The following is a 12,402-nucleotide window of genomic DNA, read 5'->3' as shown; positions in this document are numbered from 1 at the left end:
CCGCGTGTCGGTGGCCCGGCGGAGAATCGGGGCATGCCCACCACGGCTCAACTACTCGACTTCGAGGCTGCTCATCCGACGTGGACCGGCAGGAAAGACGAGCTCTGCATCTCGGTGCTCGGCCTGCGGCCGGCCCGGTATTACGTGCTGTTGCACCGTGCGGTCGAGACGCGTGACGCGCTCGAGCATGACCCGGTGACGACGCACCGCGTACTGCGGGGCCTCGCTCGTTCGCACGCGTCGCGCAGCGCCGGCGGGCGGCTCGCGTCGTGAGTGGCCGCCCGCGACGGATGCGAGCCATGGTTTACCCATGATTTTGCGCATGTACTTAGTTGTACTTTGATGTACCGCAACCGCCGAGAGCCGCGGAAAGTACAGCAAAGTACACGATGGTACGACGCACGTCGAAAACGGGGGTTACGGGTTCGAGTCCCGTAGTCGGCTCAGTAAGGTCAGCTCAGCTCGTGGGGATCCGTCCCATCACGTCGCGTGCGAGTTCCGCGGCGGTCGTCTTGGTGACGAGCGTGCCGTCGACGATCACCCATACTCCGTCGCTCAATGCATATGCCAGGACACTCCCGATGCCGTCTTCGACATCGCGGTGGAAGACATCGACACGCGAGAAGCTCTCGTAGGTGTACTCGTTCGAGGCCGTGAGCGCGGTCCGCAGCTCCTGCTCTACCTGAGGCTCGAGAAGGGCGACTTCCACGTTCACGACTCCGTCCGACATCGGAACACCCCAGCCGCAGCTCGTCGTTTCGCGAGCGCCCTCATATGCGGCGCGAGCCAGCGGGCCGGGCAGAGCTTCGGCGCTCCACGCGATGGTGGAGAGAGGGCCGATTCGGGCGTCATCGTTAGCCGCTGCACGCACCTGCTCGGTGGTCAGCATCTCAGCGCACGACGGTACGGAGACGACCCTGGGCGTCGGCGCCGCCGTTGGCGTCGACGGCGCGGGTTCAGCCGTCTGCTGCGGAGCTTGCGATGGAGGAGGCGTCGTCGTGAGCCTCGTCTCCTCGTCGGGAGTATTCGCCGTGCACCCTGTCGCTGCGAGAAGGAGGGCTAGCGAGAGCAGGCTGAGGCGGCGCAGACGATGGCGGGGCTTCATGTCTCGCAACGCTATCGCAACGCCTCGGCTCAGTAGCCCTCGAGATCGGGGTCCCAGTCGTCCGTGTCGATCGGCGCCATCGGCTGCGCCTGTCCGGCGGGGCGCCGATAGGGGTAGTGCGGGTTCATCCGGAGCAGGGTGGCACCGGTCGAGAAGTCCGGTTCGTCTCCGTGCCACGGAGCGGGCTCGGACATGATCGCGATGCCGGGGCCGAGGATGAGGTCGACGCTGCTGTTCGCGGAATCGCCGCTCGCGACGGGAATCGTCACCCGCTCGGAGTGCGCAAGGTTGGCGAGGGCGACGTTGAGTCGGAGCAACACGTCGGCGACGTCGTCCGTCGTGAGGACGACGCCCGTTCCGTAGTGGATCCGACGCACTGGACAATTGTCGTCGGGTGGCGAAAGTATGCAAGGTGGCTTGCGCGAGCGGGGGAGCGCGACGCATCATTTGCGCCCTCGGCGCGGTCTCCCGACGCCCGACGGGCGCGGTACATTTTGGTCAGCCGCTCGGACGCTCAGGCGTCAGAGGAGCCCCGGTCCGGGGCGGGTCGCGACCGCTGCTCGAGAGGGAGAACCATGGGACATCTGATCTACGGTGTCGCACCGGCCATCAACATCGACGACTGGGCGCTGCAGCATCTCCGTGCGGTCATCGTCACCAAGCTCCGTCGCGACGAGAGCTTCGTCTTCACATGGGGCAGCGAGCCCGACACGCATGGTGACGACGCGGCCGCGGGGCAGGAAGGCGAGTACGGAAGCGTCTGGATCTCACGCGCCTCCTCGCTGTACTTCAGCTTCACCGAAGCGCCGACGGGGACCCTCAACCGGCGGTGGCTCGTGGTTCTCAATGAGGCGGCGAACAGCGCGGCCGGGTTGCGGTTGGTCCCGGAGCCGCCCGGCGACTGAGTCCTCAGGCCGCCCGGCTGGCGATGAACGCGGCGGACTTGGACTGCAGGAACGAGCACAGAGCGGACACCATCGCGAGCTCTGAAGAGAGTTCGAAGGCGCGGCCCGCGTCGAGCTTGACGTCCTGCTCGCGCGCTTCGAACGTGATCGCCCAGTGCGTCGACCCGACGGGCTCGGGCTGCAGGTAGGTCACGGTGCCGGCGTTCACCAGGTCGAGGCCGATGAGGCCGGTGTCGTGGCCCCCGGTGCCGTCCTGAGGCATGACCCGCAGCCGCTCGCTGATCGGGTAACCGAGCTCAGCGAACTCGGCCAGCCAGGCCTCCAGTGTTTCCTTCGTGCGAAACGGCATGCGCTCCTCCAATGGCACCCGGCAAAACACCCTGTCGTGTTGCCAGCGCTCATTATCACCTGAGCTCGCGACCGTTCCCGACGCCCGCGCCCGCGGCGTTCGCTTCGATGCTCGCCTCTACTGAAACGGGATCAGCACGTTGCGTTCCACAGCTCCGTGCCACACTGCGGCAGGCATCAGATGATGTCGATCGCTCCGCCGAAATCGTCGTTCCACGACGTGAGGTCGTCGGTGTCGGCTGTCGGGCCTGGCTCAGGCGCGAGCCGGGGATAGTCGGGATGAAGCTGCAGCCAGCCGACGGCATCCTCGAAATCCGGCTCCGGGATGTCGATGGCGGCGGGCCGGGACAGGATGTGGATGCCCGTCCCGATCACGAGGTCGACCTGCGCGGGTTCCTCCGATCCCGGCTCGATTGCGAGGATGGTGACGACTTCACTTCCCGATGTGGCGGCGACGCTCGCGGTCAGAGCCAGCAGCGCGCGGGCGACGGCGTCGCTGGTGATGAAAGTCTCGCCCCCGTACTTCACGTAACGCATCGCCGTGCACGATGCCACCTCACCCCGCGATGCGGCACGGGGTTGCCAACTCGCGCTCGGCGGGCTAACCGCGCCTGTGGTCGCTCCGACGCGTGACGGCGTTGCGCCAGACGACCGTGTTGAGCTCGCCGGCGGGGCTCATCCAATGCACCACCACGACGCGGTCGTTCCATCCGTGTGCGACAGCCGCGACCCGTTCGGCCGGCTTGTGCGGCCACGACACCCATGCCCACACCGTGGGCCGCTCCGCCGGCCACTCGAGCGGGTCGGGGCCGTAGGCCTGCATCGGGATCGTGCACGGCGGGATGCGCATGAGGACCCGCTCGGTGCGCTCGTCGGCACGGCGATCGATCGCATCGGCGTAGCGCTTGTTGGTCCCCACAGGCCGGGTTCTCCTCTCCCGGCCCGAAGACTGTCATGGCCCGACGACATCCCGACGAGATGGCGCGCGGACGCGTCGTCAGTGCTTGCGGATGTTGACGAGCTGCCAGCCCTCCGGCACCTGCGCGAAAAGCGCCTGCCGGTCATCGGCCTCGATGTCGCGCAAACCGTCGCGCCGCTGATACGTCGCGGTCGCCTTCAGCTCTGTGCTGCCCTTGATCATCTGGACGGGAGCCGACACGAGGTCGAAGCCCTCCGGCGCGGCAGCCTGCGCCTGATCGCGGATCTCCTCGAGCGAGTGCCCGGCAAGCTCGACGGTGGTGTTCTCGACACGACGAATGGTGCCCACGTACATGGGACAAGCCTAAGCGTCGCGTCAGTGCAGCCCGATCATGTCGGCACGATCGTGCATCGTCACGGCATCGCGACCGCCGCGACCGCGAGGGGTCGGCTCCGGGGTCAGGTACAGACCGCTCCCGGAATTCGCGACGGCGGTGAGCGCCTCGAGCCAGTCGCGGTTGAGCTGCGGCGAACGGTGACCGTGGTACTTGAATACCAGGTCGGCGTTCTGATGGATCCAGACCGACCGCCGCCCGTCGCCGATGCTCACGTCGTCGCGCCACGTGAAGAAGAAGCACTCGTTGCGCCGCAGCTTCGACCCGATCACCTGCTGCAGGTGCGCGAGCGCGCGGTCCTCGATCTCGACTTTGGTGTTGCCGTTGCCATAGATGAATCGCCCCATGATGGTCCCCGAGAAGAACGATTCGCGGGTCGGCCGCCGCACCGAGGGGGGATGTGCGACGTGCGGACCAGACCCGCGAACCGTTCCCCGTTCTCCTTCTCCACGGTCCCGGTTCGTCCTGCGAGCGTCAAGAGGGGGCGGATGCAGTGCTCGCGGGTTCGTGGCGTGCGGCGCTCCTGATGCACTATTGACCGAGTGACCGATCAGACTCGACCCCCGGCTCTGCCGCTCGGAGCGGCGATCGCCGCGACGGTGTTCATCGGCGTCCTCACCGCCGTTCAAGCGCGCATCAACGGCGCGCTCGGCGCAGCGATCGGTGACGGGTTCGTCGCGGCATCCATCTCGTTCGGAAGCGGGCTGGTGCTCATCCTCGCGATCACCCTGCTGGCTCCCAGCGGGCGGCGGGGACTCCGTCTCCTGATCGCGGGGGCGGGGCGCGGCATCCCGATCTGGATGCTGCTGGGCGGCCTCGCGGGCGCCGTCACGGTCGCCACGCAGGGACTCACCGTCGCCACGATCGGAGTCGCGCTCTTCACCGTCGGGTTGGTCGCCGGCCAGACGGCGGGCGGACTGGTGCTCGACCGCGTCGGGTACGGACCCGCCGGGGTGGTCGCCGTGACCGTGCCCCGCCTGGTCGGGGGACTGCTCGCGATCGTCGGCGTTGTGCTGTGCGCGCTCGGTCAGCGGGGTGAGCCGGTCGCGTGGTGGATGCTGGCGCTGCCGCTCATCGCCGGAGCCGGCATCGCCTGGCAGCAGGGCACCAACGGGCGCCTGCGCCAGGAGCTCGGCAGCCCGTTGTCGACGACGGTCGTGAACTTCACGGGCGGGTCCGTCGCGCTCGGCATCGCGGCTGCGGTGAGCGTGACCCGCAATGGAATGCCCGCGGCGCTGCCGTCGGAGCCCTGGATGTACCTGGGCGGCGCGATGGGGGTCGTCTACATCGTCATCTCGGCCGCGCTGGTGAAGCGCACCGGGGTACTGCTCCTGGGCCTCGGATCGGTCGTGGGGCTGCTCGCCGCATCGATCGTCCTCGATGCGATCGCGCCCCCTCCGGCCGGACCGTCGCTGCTGGCCGCCACGGTCGCGGCCGGTGTGGCCTTCGTCGGCGTCGTCATCGCCGTCGTACCCTGGCGGCGCCGAGTCCGCTGAGGTGTGATGAGCGCGACTCAGCGACGAGCGGCGTAGTGCTCCGCGAGGCGCGCGAGGCCCTCATCGATCGAGACGGTCGGCGCCCACTGCAGGTCGCGCCGGATGTCGGTCTGATCGAACCAGTGCGCGGTCGACAGCTGTTCGGCGAGGAAGCGCGTCATCGGCGGCTCGTCGGCGCCGGGACGCACCTCCCAGACCTTCTCCACGGCGGCTCCCGCCGCGCGCGCGACGGCAGCCGGTAGGCGCAGCTTCGGCTCGGGGGCTCCCGCCGCGCGGCAGATGCCGGCCATCAGGTCGCCCACGGGCCGCGGTTCGCCGTTGGTGAGCACGTAGGCGCGACCGCCGACGGCATCCGCCCGGTGCAGCGCCGCGACGATGCCGGAGGCGGCGTTATCGACGTACGTGGTGTCGATCAGCGCCGTGCCGCCGTTGAGGAGGGGCAGGGTGCGCCGCCGCGCGCGAGCGACGATGCGCTCGATGAGCTGCGGGTCGCCCGGCCCCCACACCAGGTGCGGCCGCACCGCGACGACGTGCATGGCTGCGCTGTCGCGGCTCAGCGCGATGAGCTCGGCCTCCGCCTTCGTGCGCGCGTATTCGCCGCGCGCGCGGACGGGGTCGGCCGGGTCGGCCCCCGCTCCCGCGAGCGCAGACCCGGCATGGGCGACCGATGGTGAGGAGACCTGGACGAAGCGCGCCACGCCGGCTGCCGCCGCGGCGTCGAGGAGGGTCGTCGTGCCGCCGACGTTGACGTCGTGGAACTCGCGCCGGTCACCGGCGAGCGACACCTTCGCGGCGAGGTGGACGACGGCATCGGCGCCCGCCACCGCATCCGACACGGTCGTCGTATCCGTGACGGATCCCCGGATGTCGTGCGCGCCGACGCCACCCGAGGGGCGACGCTGCAGGGTCCGCACCTCATGTCCGGCGGAGATCAGCTCGGCGACGACGGCGCGACCGAGAAATCCGGATGCACCGGTGGCGAGGACGATCACGGCGCGCTCGCCTTCGCGCCCGCGAGCACGCGCTCGGCCCATGCCGCCAAGCGCGACCGGTCGATCTTGGAGTTGTGACGGATGTCGGTCGGCAGTGCCGGGACGACGAGCGCCGCAGCGACGGGCGTGTCGGATGCCGTGCGGATGCGCTCGGCCAGATCCGACGGTGCGAGGCCCGGCCGACGCGCGCCGGGTGTCGTCTCGACGACCGCGACGCAGACCTGGCGGCCACGTGGTCCGACCCCGACGATCGCGGCACGGCGAACGTCGTCGATGCTCTCGATCTGCTGCTCGGGACCGACGGGCGTCACGGGGCCGTCGGCCGTGACGATGACGTGGGGGAGCCGCCCCTCGACCCAGAGCCTGCCTTCGCCGTCGAGGTGGCCGACATCGCCGGTGCGATGCCAGCGTCCCGGATGCGCCTGAGTGCCGCGTACGGCATCGCGGTCGGTAGCCCAGAGGCGGTGATATCCGCGCTTGAGGTGCGGTGCCGAGACGACGATCTCACCCGTCACGTGCGGCGTGTCGGACAGATCGCCCGTTGCGCGCCCATCGTCGTCGAGAGCCGAGATGCGCACCGTGCCCGATCCGATCGGCGTGCCGACGCAGACCCCGGCGTCGGGTGCCTGCTGTGCGCTCTCGAGCTCGTCGAGGGTGACGTCGGTGACGAGCAGGCACTCGGTCATGCCGTACGGCGTATGCGCCGCGGCGGCGGGCATGAGCTGGTGCGCCTGACGCAGGAGATCGATGCTCACCGGCGCGCCGGTCGAGAGGAACGTCCGGACCTGCGCGAGCGCTGCGCGATCGTCGGGAGTGAGCGCGCCGGCTGTGGCGCAGACGTTCGCGACGGCGGCGGGGGAGAGGAACACGATTCGCGCACGCGAGGCGCGCACGGCTTCGGCGACGGCGGAGGCCGTGAGGGTGCGCGGTGCCGAGACGTCCATGCGCGGCGTCGCCGAGCGCGTCCCGAGCGCGGGCCCGAGCAGCGCGAACGGAGCGAAGCCCGTGACCAGTCCGACGTCCGGGGTGACGTCGAAGTGCGCCCCCAGGGTGTCGCGCAGCGCGGCCAGTTGCGCGTGCGTATAGACGACGCCCTTCGCCGGTCCCGTCGAACCCGACGTGAAGAGGATGGCCGCCTCGTCGTGCGCGTCCGGGGGTGCCGGAACGGTGGCACGCGACCCGGAAGCCGCGATCTCGGCCAGACTCGCCTCGACGCCGAGCGCGCGCGCCGCCGGCGCCGGGAGGTTCGGCGCCGAGACGCGTCGGCCGGGCCATCCGAGTGCGCGGGCCGCTGCGAGGCCCGCCTGCTCGCCGATGACGAAAGCGGGCTCGGTGCCGCGAACGGCCCGCGAGAGTCCGCGGATGCCCAGCCCCCGGTCCGCGACGACCACGACGGCACCGATGCGAAGGCATGCGTAGAGCACGGCCGTCAGGGTCGGGCCGGGTTGGACCAGGAGCGAGACGCGGTCTCCGGGACGGATGCCGAACGCCGCGAATCCGGCGGCGAGCTGGTCGACGCGCTGCGCGAGTTCGTTCCAGCTGACATCGAGCGGTTCGCCGCCGACCCGACGGGTGAGGTCGACCACGGCGGTGTCACCGTCGTCGCGGCGGTCGTACAGTCGCTGCCAGATCGGAACGAACGGCTGAGCGTCGTCGTGCGCGTTCTCCTCCTCGGCGCGGACGCCGCGGTCGACGGGGTCGCCGTGGTCGCCGCCGGACAGGCCCCTGTCGTCGAGCCAGTCGAGCACCAGCTCTGCGTACGGTCGTTCCTCGGCGAGCATGTGACCGGCGCCTTCGAAACGGTGGGCGTCGGCGTGCGGGAGGCGACGCGCGAGATCGTCGAGGTGGTGCTCGCCGAAGACGGGGTCGCGCGGTCCGCGCAGCAGCAGGGCGGGCACGGTGAGGTCGACGAGACCGCCCGCGAGCTCATCGAGCGCCGGCGTGCTCGGGTGGTCGGGAGTCGCGGGAATGTCGGCGACGAAAGCGCCGATGCCCCGGCGGAGCTCGCTCGACGCGTAGGGCGCCCGGTAGGCGGCGCGCACGTCGGGCGCGAGCGGGGGATCGGCCAGCGCGAGAGTCGTGTCGAGGAACGCGGTCGTCTTGACCGTCGTGGTGGCCAGCAGCGATCGGGCTCCCGCGACGCGCAGCGCCGAGGGCAGCGGCATCCCGGCCGGGTGGTGCACAGCCGTGTTGAGCACGGCGACGGCGTCGACCCGGTCACGATTGCGCACGGCCCACCCGAGAGAGACCGGGCCGCCCCAGTCGTGTCCGAGAGTGACGAGCGTGCCGGCGATGTCGAGATCGTCGATGATCGCACCGAGGTCGGCGATGCGCTGCGGCAGGCCTCTCGTCAGCGACGTCCGTTCGGAGTAGCCCATCTCGAGCTGGTCGACGGCGACGATCCGCCAGGCCGGCCCGCCGGCCCGTGCACGCTGCAGCGACGCAGCGACGAGCCCGCGCCAGAGATACGACCAGGTCGGGTTGCCGTGCACGGCGACGATCGTCCCGACGGGCGTGATGCCTTCGCGCGCGAGCAGCGGGGCGGTGTCGAGCAGGTGCCACCGGCGCTGCGACCCGGCGTCGGCGCCGACACCGGTGACGACGCGGGTCGTCGATACGTTGCTCTCTACTCCGGGCAGCTCCCGCGGCACCGAGGGGATCACCAGGCGAGCTCCAGCATGCTGGTGTTCAGGCCCGACCCGACCCCCATCAGCAGGACCCGGTCGCCACGCTGCAACGTCGACTTCTCCGCATCGAGGGTGATCGGGATGGACGCCGGTCCGACGTTGCCCAGGTGAGGGTAGGTCACCGGCACACGACGCCGGTCGAGACCGACCGCCTTAACGATCGCGTTGGTGTGCACGGACGAGACCTGATGCGTGATGTAGCGGTCGATCGTCGACCACGAAAAGGTCGACTGCGCTTCCTTCCACGCATCGACGACGAGCGCGAGCCCGCCTTTCAGGAGCGCTTTGGCGTCGGTGAACATCCCGTCGACGCTGCCGACGCACAGCTCGTGGAACTGCGTGGCCGCGCGGGTGACGCCACCGACGATCCGGTGCCCGCCGGGGTTCTCGCTCGCCCGCCCCAGCACGGCCGCGGCGGCGCCGGAGCCGAGCGTGAGCGACGCGAACTCGCTCATGAAGCCGTCGCGGCCGAGACCGCCGCGATTGAGTCGCTCGACGGTGTTGACCTGGATCTCGTCGGCATCCTCGCCGTTGACGATGATCGCGTAGTCGATCTGGCCCGATTGGATCATGCCCGACGCGAGGCTCATGCCGTTGATGAATCCGAGGCAGGCATTGGCCACGTCGAAGTTGATGGCCGAGGTGGGGAGGCCGAGCCCGTGGTGCAGCCGCACCGCGACCGACGGCTCGAGATGCTTGCGCGACACGGAGGTGTTGATGAGCAGTCCGATCTGGTCCGGGCGCACACCCGCCTCGTCGAGCGCTCGCCGACCGGCCTGGATCGTCGCGTCGTCGGACGACTCGCCCGCCGCCCAATTGCGTCGCTCGTTCACGCCCGCGACGCGTCGCAGCAGTCCGGGCTTGAGCTTCAGCTGACGCAGCACATCCGACAGCCGCTCCTCTATCGCGTCTGACGGGGTGATGCGGGAGGGGAGGACACTCGCCACCGAGAGGAGGGCGACGTCGTCGTAACGAGTGGTGGCGTTTCCGTGCAATGCGACTCCCGCGGTGTCTCCGGTGGCCAGCGGCTTCTGCCTCCGACCCGCGCTCGAGGCGCCTCCGGGCATCCCTCGATTTTACGTCTCGACTCATGCGGTCGGCTGCATGCGGATCGCTGTGCTACCGCGGCGCGCCCGTCGGAATGTCTGGCATACGAAGGGTGCGAGGGTGCCGGAGCGTGCGTTGGAAGGCCCGGATGAGGTCGACGGTCACGTCGAGCTCGAGGGCCATCGCATCCACGTGTCCGTCGTGGATGCTCTCGGCGCGCGCGTACTCGTCGACGGACACCAGCATCCGCGCCGCCCATTCGTCGGCTCTCGCCTCTTGCCGTTCGGCGTGGTGCGGGTCGCGAAGCGGCACGTCGCCGTGCACGGCGTGGGCGCACTCGTGCGCCAGGACCGACCGGTGGAGGCGTCGGGCCATTCCCGGCCGGAGTCGGACGACGCGGAGCCCGTGCTCGTACTCTCCGTCGCGGTCGGGAGGCAGGTCGGTGATGGTCAGGCGTACGCCGAGAAGATCGAGTGTGTCGAGAAGTTCGTCATCCGTCACCGTCGTCCCCTCCGCGGTCATCGTGTGGCGCTTTGGCCACCGCCCGCTCAGTATCGCGTGAGGGGCCGACATCGATGCGGGGGAGGGGAGACCCGTCGCGGGTCCGGCGAGACTGCCGGCCCGGCATGACGACGACCTGCGCGATGGGAATGCCGACCGCGCGGCAGACGGCGTCGAGTTGGTCGATCGTGAAGACCTTCTTGGCAGCGAGCACCCGCGACAATTGCGAGGCCGACATGCCCGCTTGGGCGGCGACGTCGGTCTGGCGCAGTCCGCGGCGTGCGATCTCGGTGGCGAGCAGACTCGCCACATGACGACTGAGCGGGCCGGCTTCCGGGGTCTTTCCTGAGGGCACGTGCCCAGTTTGGCGGAGTTGTCGGCATTCTGCCGCTCGGCTGCATCATCCGTCACACTCGTCCGCTCCGCGGTCGTTCTGCGGCGCCTTGGACACGGCGATGTCGACGGCTCCGCTGCCGGGCCACCGCCGCCGGCCGGGCATGACGACGACCTGCCCGATGGGGATGCCGACGGCGCGGCACACCGCGTCGAGCTGATCGATCGTGAAGACCTTCTTCGCGGCGAGGACGCGCGACAGCTGCGAGGCCGACATGCCGGCCTGGGCGGCGACATCGGTCTGACGCAGTCCGCGACGAGCGATCTCAGCGGCGAGCAGATTCGCGACATGACGGCTGAGCGAGCCGGGTTCCGGTGTTCTTCCTGTGGGCACGTGCCAAGTTTGGCTGAACTATTGCCATGTGGCAAGGGCGTCAATAGTGTTGCCATATGGCAGACGGCTTGCTAAGCGCTCGAGTGGCTCGGTCCATCCGCGCGGTTCTCGCGGATGAGCGGTTGACGCAGGAATGGCTGGCAGAGGCGAGCGGGATCCCGATGCGAACGCTCGCCCGCCGCTTGCACGTTCGGCAGCCATCGGCGATGTCGATCGAGGAGCTGGCGCGGATCTCGGCAGCGCTCGACGTCGACATCGCCGACCTCCTCGACGAGCGTCGTCTGTCGGCCCGCAGGCTCCGATCCCGCTCGCAGCCTCCGACCTGAGGGCGATTCAGGGCATCGGGCTCAGAAACGACTCGCCGTCGATCGACTTGCGGCGCCCGGAGTCGCGGTCTGCGGGCTTACCGCCGACATAGAGCCAGCCGAGTAGCTCTTCGCGCTTGCCGAGCTTGTGCGCCTTCGCGACCGCCTTGGATCGCGTCGCGCCGCCCGTGCGCCAGAACACGCCCCACCCGGCCTCGTCGAGAAGCAGGCTCAGCATGTGAGCGACGCCCGATGCCACGGCCTCCTGCTCCCACCGCGGGACCTTGCTCTTCTTGCTGTAGCTGGCGACGACCGCGATGAGCAGCGGGGCGCGCATCGGCTTCGTCGAGACACCGCGTTTGCCCTCGGCCTTGTTCAGCGCACGGCCCAGCCGCGTCCGCCCGTCGCCTCGGATCTCGATGAGCCGCCACGGACGCAACGACGAGTGGTCGGCGACCCGCCCCGCGGCCGAGACCAGTCGCACGAGCTCCTCGTGCGAGGGTGCTTCGTCGGTGACCTTCGACCACGACCGGCGTGCGCCGGCGGCCTCGAAGGCTCCGGTCACTTCTCCTGCTCGGGAGTGAACGACAGCGACAGCGAGTTCATGCAGTAGCGGTCTCCAGTGGGCGTGCCGAAACCGTCGGGGAAGACGTGCCCCAGGTGCGAACCGCAGTTCGCGCAGCGCACTTCCGTGCGCACCATGCCGTGCGAGCGGTCCTCGATCAGCTCGACGGCCTCGGGGCGCACCGACTCGTAGAAGCTCGGCCAACCGCAGTGCGAGTCGAACTTCGTTCCGCTCTGGAACAGCTCGGCGCCGCAGGCGGCGCAGGTGTACAGGCCCGCGCGGCTCTCGTCGAGCAGCTCCCCGGTCCACGCGCGCTCGGTGCCGGCCTGCCGCAGCACCGCGTACTGCTCAGGGGTGAGCTCCTCGCGCCACTGCTCGTCGGTCTTGTTCACGGAATAGGTCATGTCTGCT

The 12,402-nt window shown here is 69.8% G+C and carries 19 protein-coding genes; 4 read left to right on the top strand and 15 right to left on the bottom strand.

The window, feature by feature from the left end:
* Window positions 1–33: 33 nt before the first annotated feature.
* Window positions 34–273: a DUF3263 domain-containing protein gene (locus P6897_RS10530; protein WP_282501164.1), complete on the top strand. Its 240-nt coding sequence runs from the start codon at window positions 34–36 to the stop codon at window positions 271–273.
* Between the two features lie 184 nt (window positions 274–457).
* On the opposite strand, the gene P6897_RS10525 is transcribed toward P6897_RS10530, so the two are convergent.
* Window positions 458–715: a hypothetical protein gene (locus tag P6897_RS10525; protein WP_282501163.1), complete on the bottom strand. Its 258-nt coding sequence runs from the start codon at window positions 713–715 to the stop codon at window positions 458–460.
* 419 nt (window positions 716–1,134) lie between these two features.
* On the bottom strand, window positions 1,135–1,482 hold the full coding sequence (locus P6897_RS10520) for a hypothetical protein (RefSeq protein ID WP_282501162.1): 348 nt from the start codon (window positions 1,480–1,482) through the stop codon (window positions 1,135–1,137).
* Between the two features lie 198 nt (window positions 1,483–1,680).
* Here P6897_RS10520 and P6897_RS10515 point away from each other — a divergent pair, with 198 nt between their 5' ends.
* Window positions 1,681–2,010: a hypothetical protein gene (locus P6897_RS10515; RefSeq protein ID WP_274178658.1), complete on the top strand. Its 330-nt coding sequence runs from the start codon at window positions 1,681–1,683 to the stop codon at window positions 2,008–2,010.
* A 4-nt stretch (window positions 2,011–2,014) separates the two neighbouring features.
* Here the strand turns inward: P6897_RS10515 and P6897_RS10510 are convergent, their stop codons facing one another.
* The 5 genes from P6897_RS10510 to P6897_RS10490 all read right to left on the bottom strand — a co-directional run bounded on the left by P6897_RS10510 (window position 2,015) and on the right by P6897_RS10490 (window position 4,018).
* A complete protein-coding gene (locus tag P6897_RS10510; protein ID WP_274178657.1) occupies window positions 2,015–2,359 on the bottom strand; it encodes a hypothetical protein in 345 nt (114 codons plus the stop codon).
* A gap of 176 nt (window positions 2,360–2,535) precedes the next feature.
* A complete protein-coding gene (locus P6897_RS10505; protein WP_274178656.1) occupies window positions 2,536–2,895 on the bottom strand; it encodes a hypothetical protein in 360 nt (119 codons plus the stop codon).
* A gap of 64 nt (window positions 2,896–2,959) precedes the next feature.
* Window positions 2,960–3,277 (bottom strand): hypothetical protein, encoded by a 318-nt coding sequence (locus P6897_RS10500; protein WP_274178655.1) that lies wholly within the window; start codon window positions 3,275–3,277, stop codon window positions 2,960–2,962.
* Window positions 3,278–3,355: 78 nt separating this feature from the next.
* The gene (locus tag P6897_RS10495) at window positions 3,356–3,631 is read right to left on the bottom strand and encodes a hypothetical protein (protein ID WP_112617109.1); all 276 of its coding nucleotides are present in this window, start codon (window positions 3,629–3,631) and stop codon (window positions 3,356–3,358) included.
* 21 nt (window positions 3,632–3,652) lie between these two features.
* On the bottom strand, window positions 3,653–4,018 hold the full coding sequence (locus tag P6897_RS10490; protein WP_282501161.1) for an ATP-dependent DNA ligase: 366 nt from the start codon (window positions 4,016–4,018) through the stop codon (window positions 3,653–3,655).
* A gap of 195 nt (window positions 4,019–4,213) precedes the next feature.
* Here P6897_RS10490 and P6897_RS10485 point away from each other — a divergent pair, with 195 nt between their 5' ends.
* A complete protein-coding gene (locus tag P6897_RS10485) occupies window positions 4,214–5,167 on the top strand; it encodes a DMT family transporter (protein ID WP_282501160.1) in 954 nt (317 codons plus the stop codon).
* A 17-nt stretch (window positions 5,168–5,184) separates the two neighbouring features.
* Here P6897_RS10485 and P6897_RS10480 read toward each other — a convergent pair whose 3' ends face one another.
* The 6 genes from P6897_RS10480 to P6897_RS10455 all read right to left on the bottom strand — a co-directional run bounded on the left by P6897_RS10480 (window position 5,185) and on the right by P6897_RS10455 (window position 11,121).
* The gene (locus P6897_RS10480; protein WP_282501159.1) at window positions 5,185–6,159 is read right to left on the bottom strand and encodes an NAD-dependent epimerase/dehydratase family protein; all 975 of its coding nucleotides are present in this window, start codon (window positions 6,157–6,159) and stop codon (window positions 5,185–5,187) included.
* Window positions 6,156–8,810: an alpha/beta fold hydrolase gene (locus P6897_RS10475; RefSeq protein ID WP_282501158.1), complete on the bottom strand. Its 2,655-nt coding sequence runs from the start codon at window positions 8,808–8,810 to the stop codon at window positions 6,156–6,158. Before P6897_RS10475 ends, P6897_RS10480 begins: the two co-directional genes overlap by 4 nt.
* Before the next feature lie 8 nt (window positions 8,811–8,818).
* On the bottom strand, window positions 8,819–9,841 hold the full coding sequence (locus P6897_RS10470; RefSeq protein WP_240309742.1) for a 3-oxoacyl-ACP synthase III: 1,023 nt from the start codon (window positions 9,839–9,841) through the stop codon (window positions 8,819–8,821).
* Between the two features lie 124 nt (window positions 9,842–9,965).
* The gene (locus tag P6897_RS10465; RefSeq protein WP_282501157.1) at window positions 9,966–10,394 is read right to left on the bottom strand and encodes an ImmA/IrrE family metallo-endopeptidase; all 429 of its coding nucleotides are present in this window, start codon (window positions 10,392–10,394) and stop codon (window positions 9,966–9,968) included.
* The gene (locus P6897_RS10460; protein ID WP_282501156.1) at window positions 10,384–10,749 is read right to left on the bottom strand and encodes a helix-turn-helix transcriptional regulator; all 366 of its coding nucleotides are present in this window, start codon (window positions 10,747–10,749) and stop codon (window positions 10,384–10,386) included. Before P6897_RS10460 ends, P6897_RS10465 begins: the two co-directional genes overlap by 11 nt.
* A 45-nt stretch (window positions 10,750–10,794) precedes the next feature.
* Window positions 10,795–11,121, bottom strand: a complete 327-nt coding sequence (locus P6897_RS10455) for a helix-turn-helix transcriptional regulator (protein WP_282501155.1) — start codon at window positions 11,119–11,121, stop codon at window positions 10,795–10,797.
* A 56-nt stretch (window positions 11,122–11,177) separates the two neighbouring features.
* Here P6897_RS10455 and P6897_RS10450 point away from each other — a divergent pair, with 56 nt between their 5' ends.
* Window positions 11,178–11,447, top strand: coding sequence for a helix-turn-helix transcriptional regulator (locus P6897_RS10450; protein ID WP_112617105.1), 270 nt, complete (start codon window positions 11,178–11,180; stop codon window positions 11,445–11,447).
* A gap of 7 nt (window positions 11,448–11,454) precedes the next feature.
* Here the strand turns inward: P6897_RS10450 and P6897_RS10445 are convergent, their stop codons facing one another.
* Window positions 11,455–11,991: a nitroreductase family protein gene (locus tag P6897_RS10445; protein ID WP_282501154.1), complete on the bottom strand. Its 537-nt coding sequence runs from the start codon at window positions 11,989–11,991 to the stop codon at window positions 11,455–11,457.
* Window positions 11,988–12,395, bottom strand: coding sequence for a peptide-methionine (R)-S-oxide reductase MsrB (msrB, locus tag P6897_RS10440; RefSeq protein WP_023954808.1), 408 nt, complete (start codon window positions 12,393–12,395; stop codon window positions 11,988–11,990). Before msrB ends, P6897_RS10445 begins: the two co-directional genes overlap by 4 nt.
* Window positions 12,396–12,402: the final 7 nt, after the last annotated feature.

Origin of the sequence: Microbacterium sp. BDGP8 (assembly GCF_029991045.1) — a bacterium.
Classification (GTDB): Bacteria; Actinomycetota; Actinomycetes; order Actinomycetales; family Microbacteriaceae; genus Microbacterium; species Microbacterium plantarum.
Note: the sequence above shows the minus strand (reverse complement) of the source record. Positions and strands in the feature narration are given on the sequence as shown.

Coding starts and splice junctions, on each gene's coding strand:
- P6897_RS10510 (WP_274178657.1), bottom strand. CDS start 2,359: ATGCCGTTTCGCACGAAGGAAACACTGGAGGCCTGGCTGGCCGAGTTC.
- msrB (WP_023954808.1), bottom strand. CDS start 12,395: ATGACCTATTCCGTGAACAAGACCGACGAGCAGTGGCGCGAGGAGCTC.
- P6897_RS10495 (WP_112617109.1), bottom strand. CDS start 3,631: ATGTACGTGGGCACCATTCGTCGTGTCGAGAACACCACCGTCGAGCTT.
- P6897_RS10450 (WP_112617105.1), top strand. CDS start 11,178: ATGGCAGACGGCTTGCTAAGCGCTCGAGTGGCTCGGTCCATCCGCGCG.
- P6897_RS10515 (WP_274178658.1), top strand. CDS start 1,681: ATGGGACATCTGATCTACGGTGTCGCACCGGCCATCAACATCGACGAC.
- P6897_RS10490 (WP_282501161.1), bottom strand. CDS start 4,018: ATGGGGCGATTCATCTATGGCAACGGCAACACCAAAGTCGAGATCGAG.
- P6897_RS10505 (WP_274178656.1), bottom strand. CDS start 2,895: ATGCGTTACGTGAAGTACGGGGGCGAGACTTTCATCACCAGCGACGCC.
- P6897_RS10530 (WP_282501164.1), top strand. CDS start 34: ATGCCCACCACGGCTCAACTACTCGACTTCGAGGCTGCTCATCCGACG.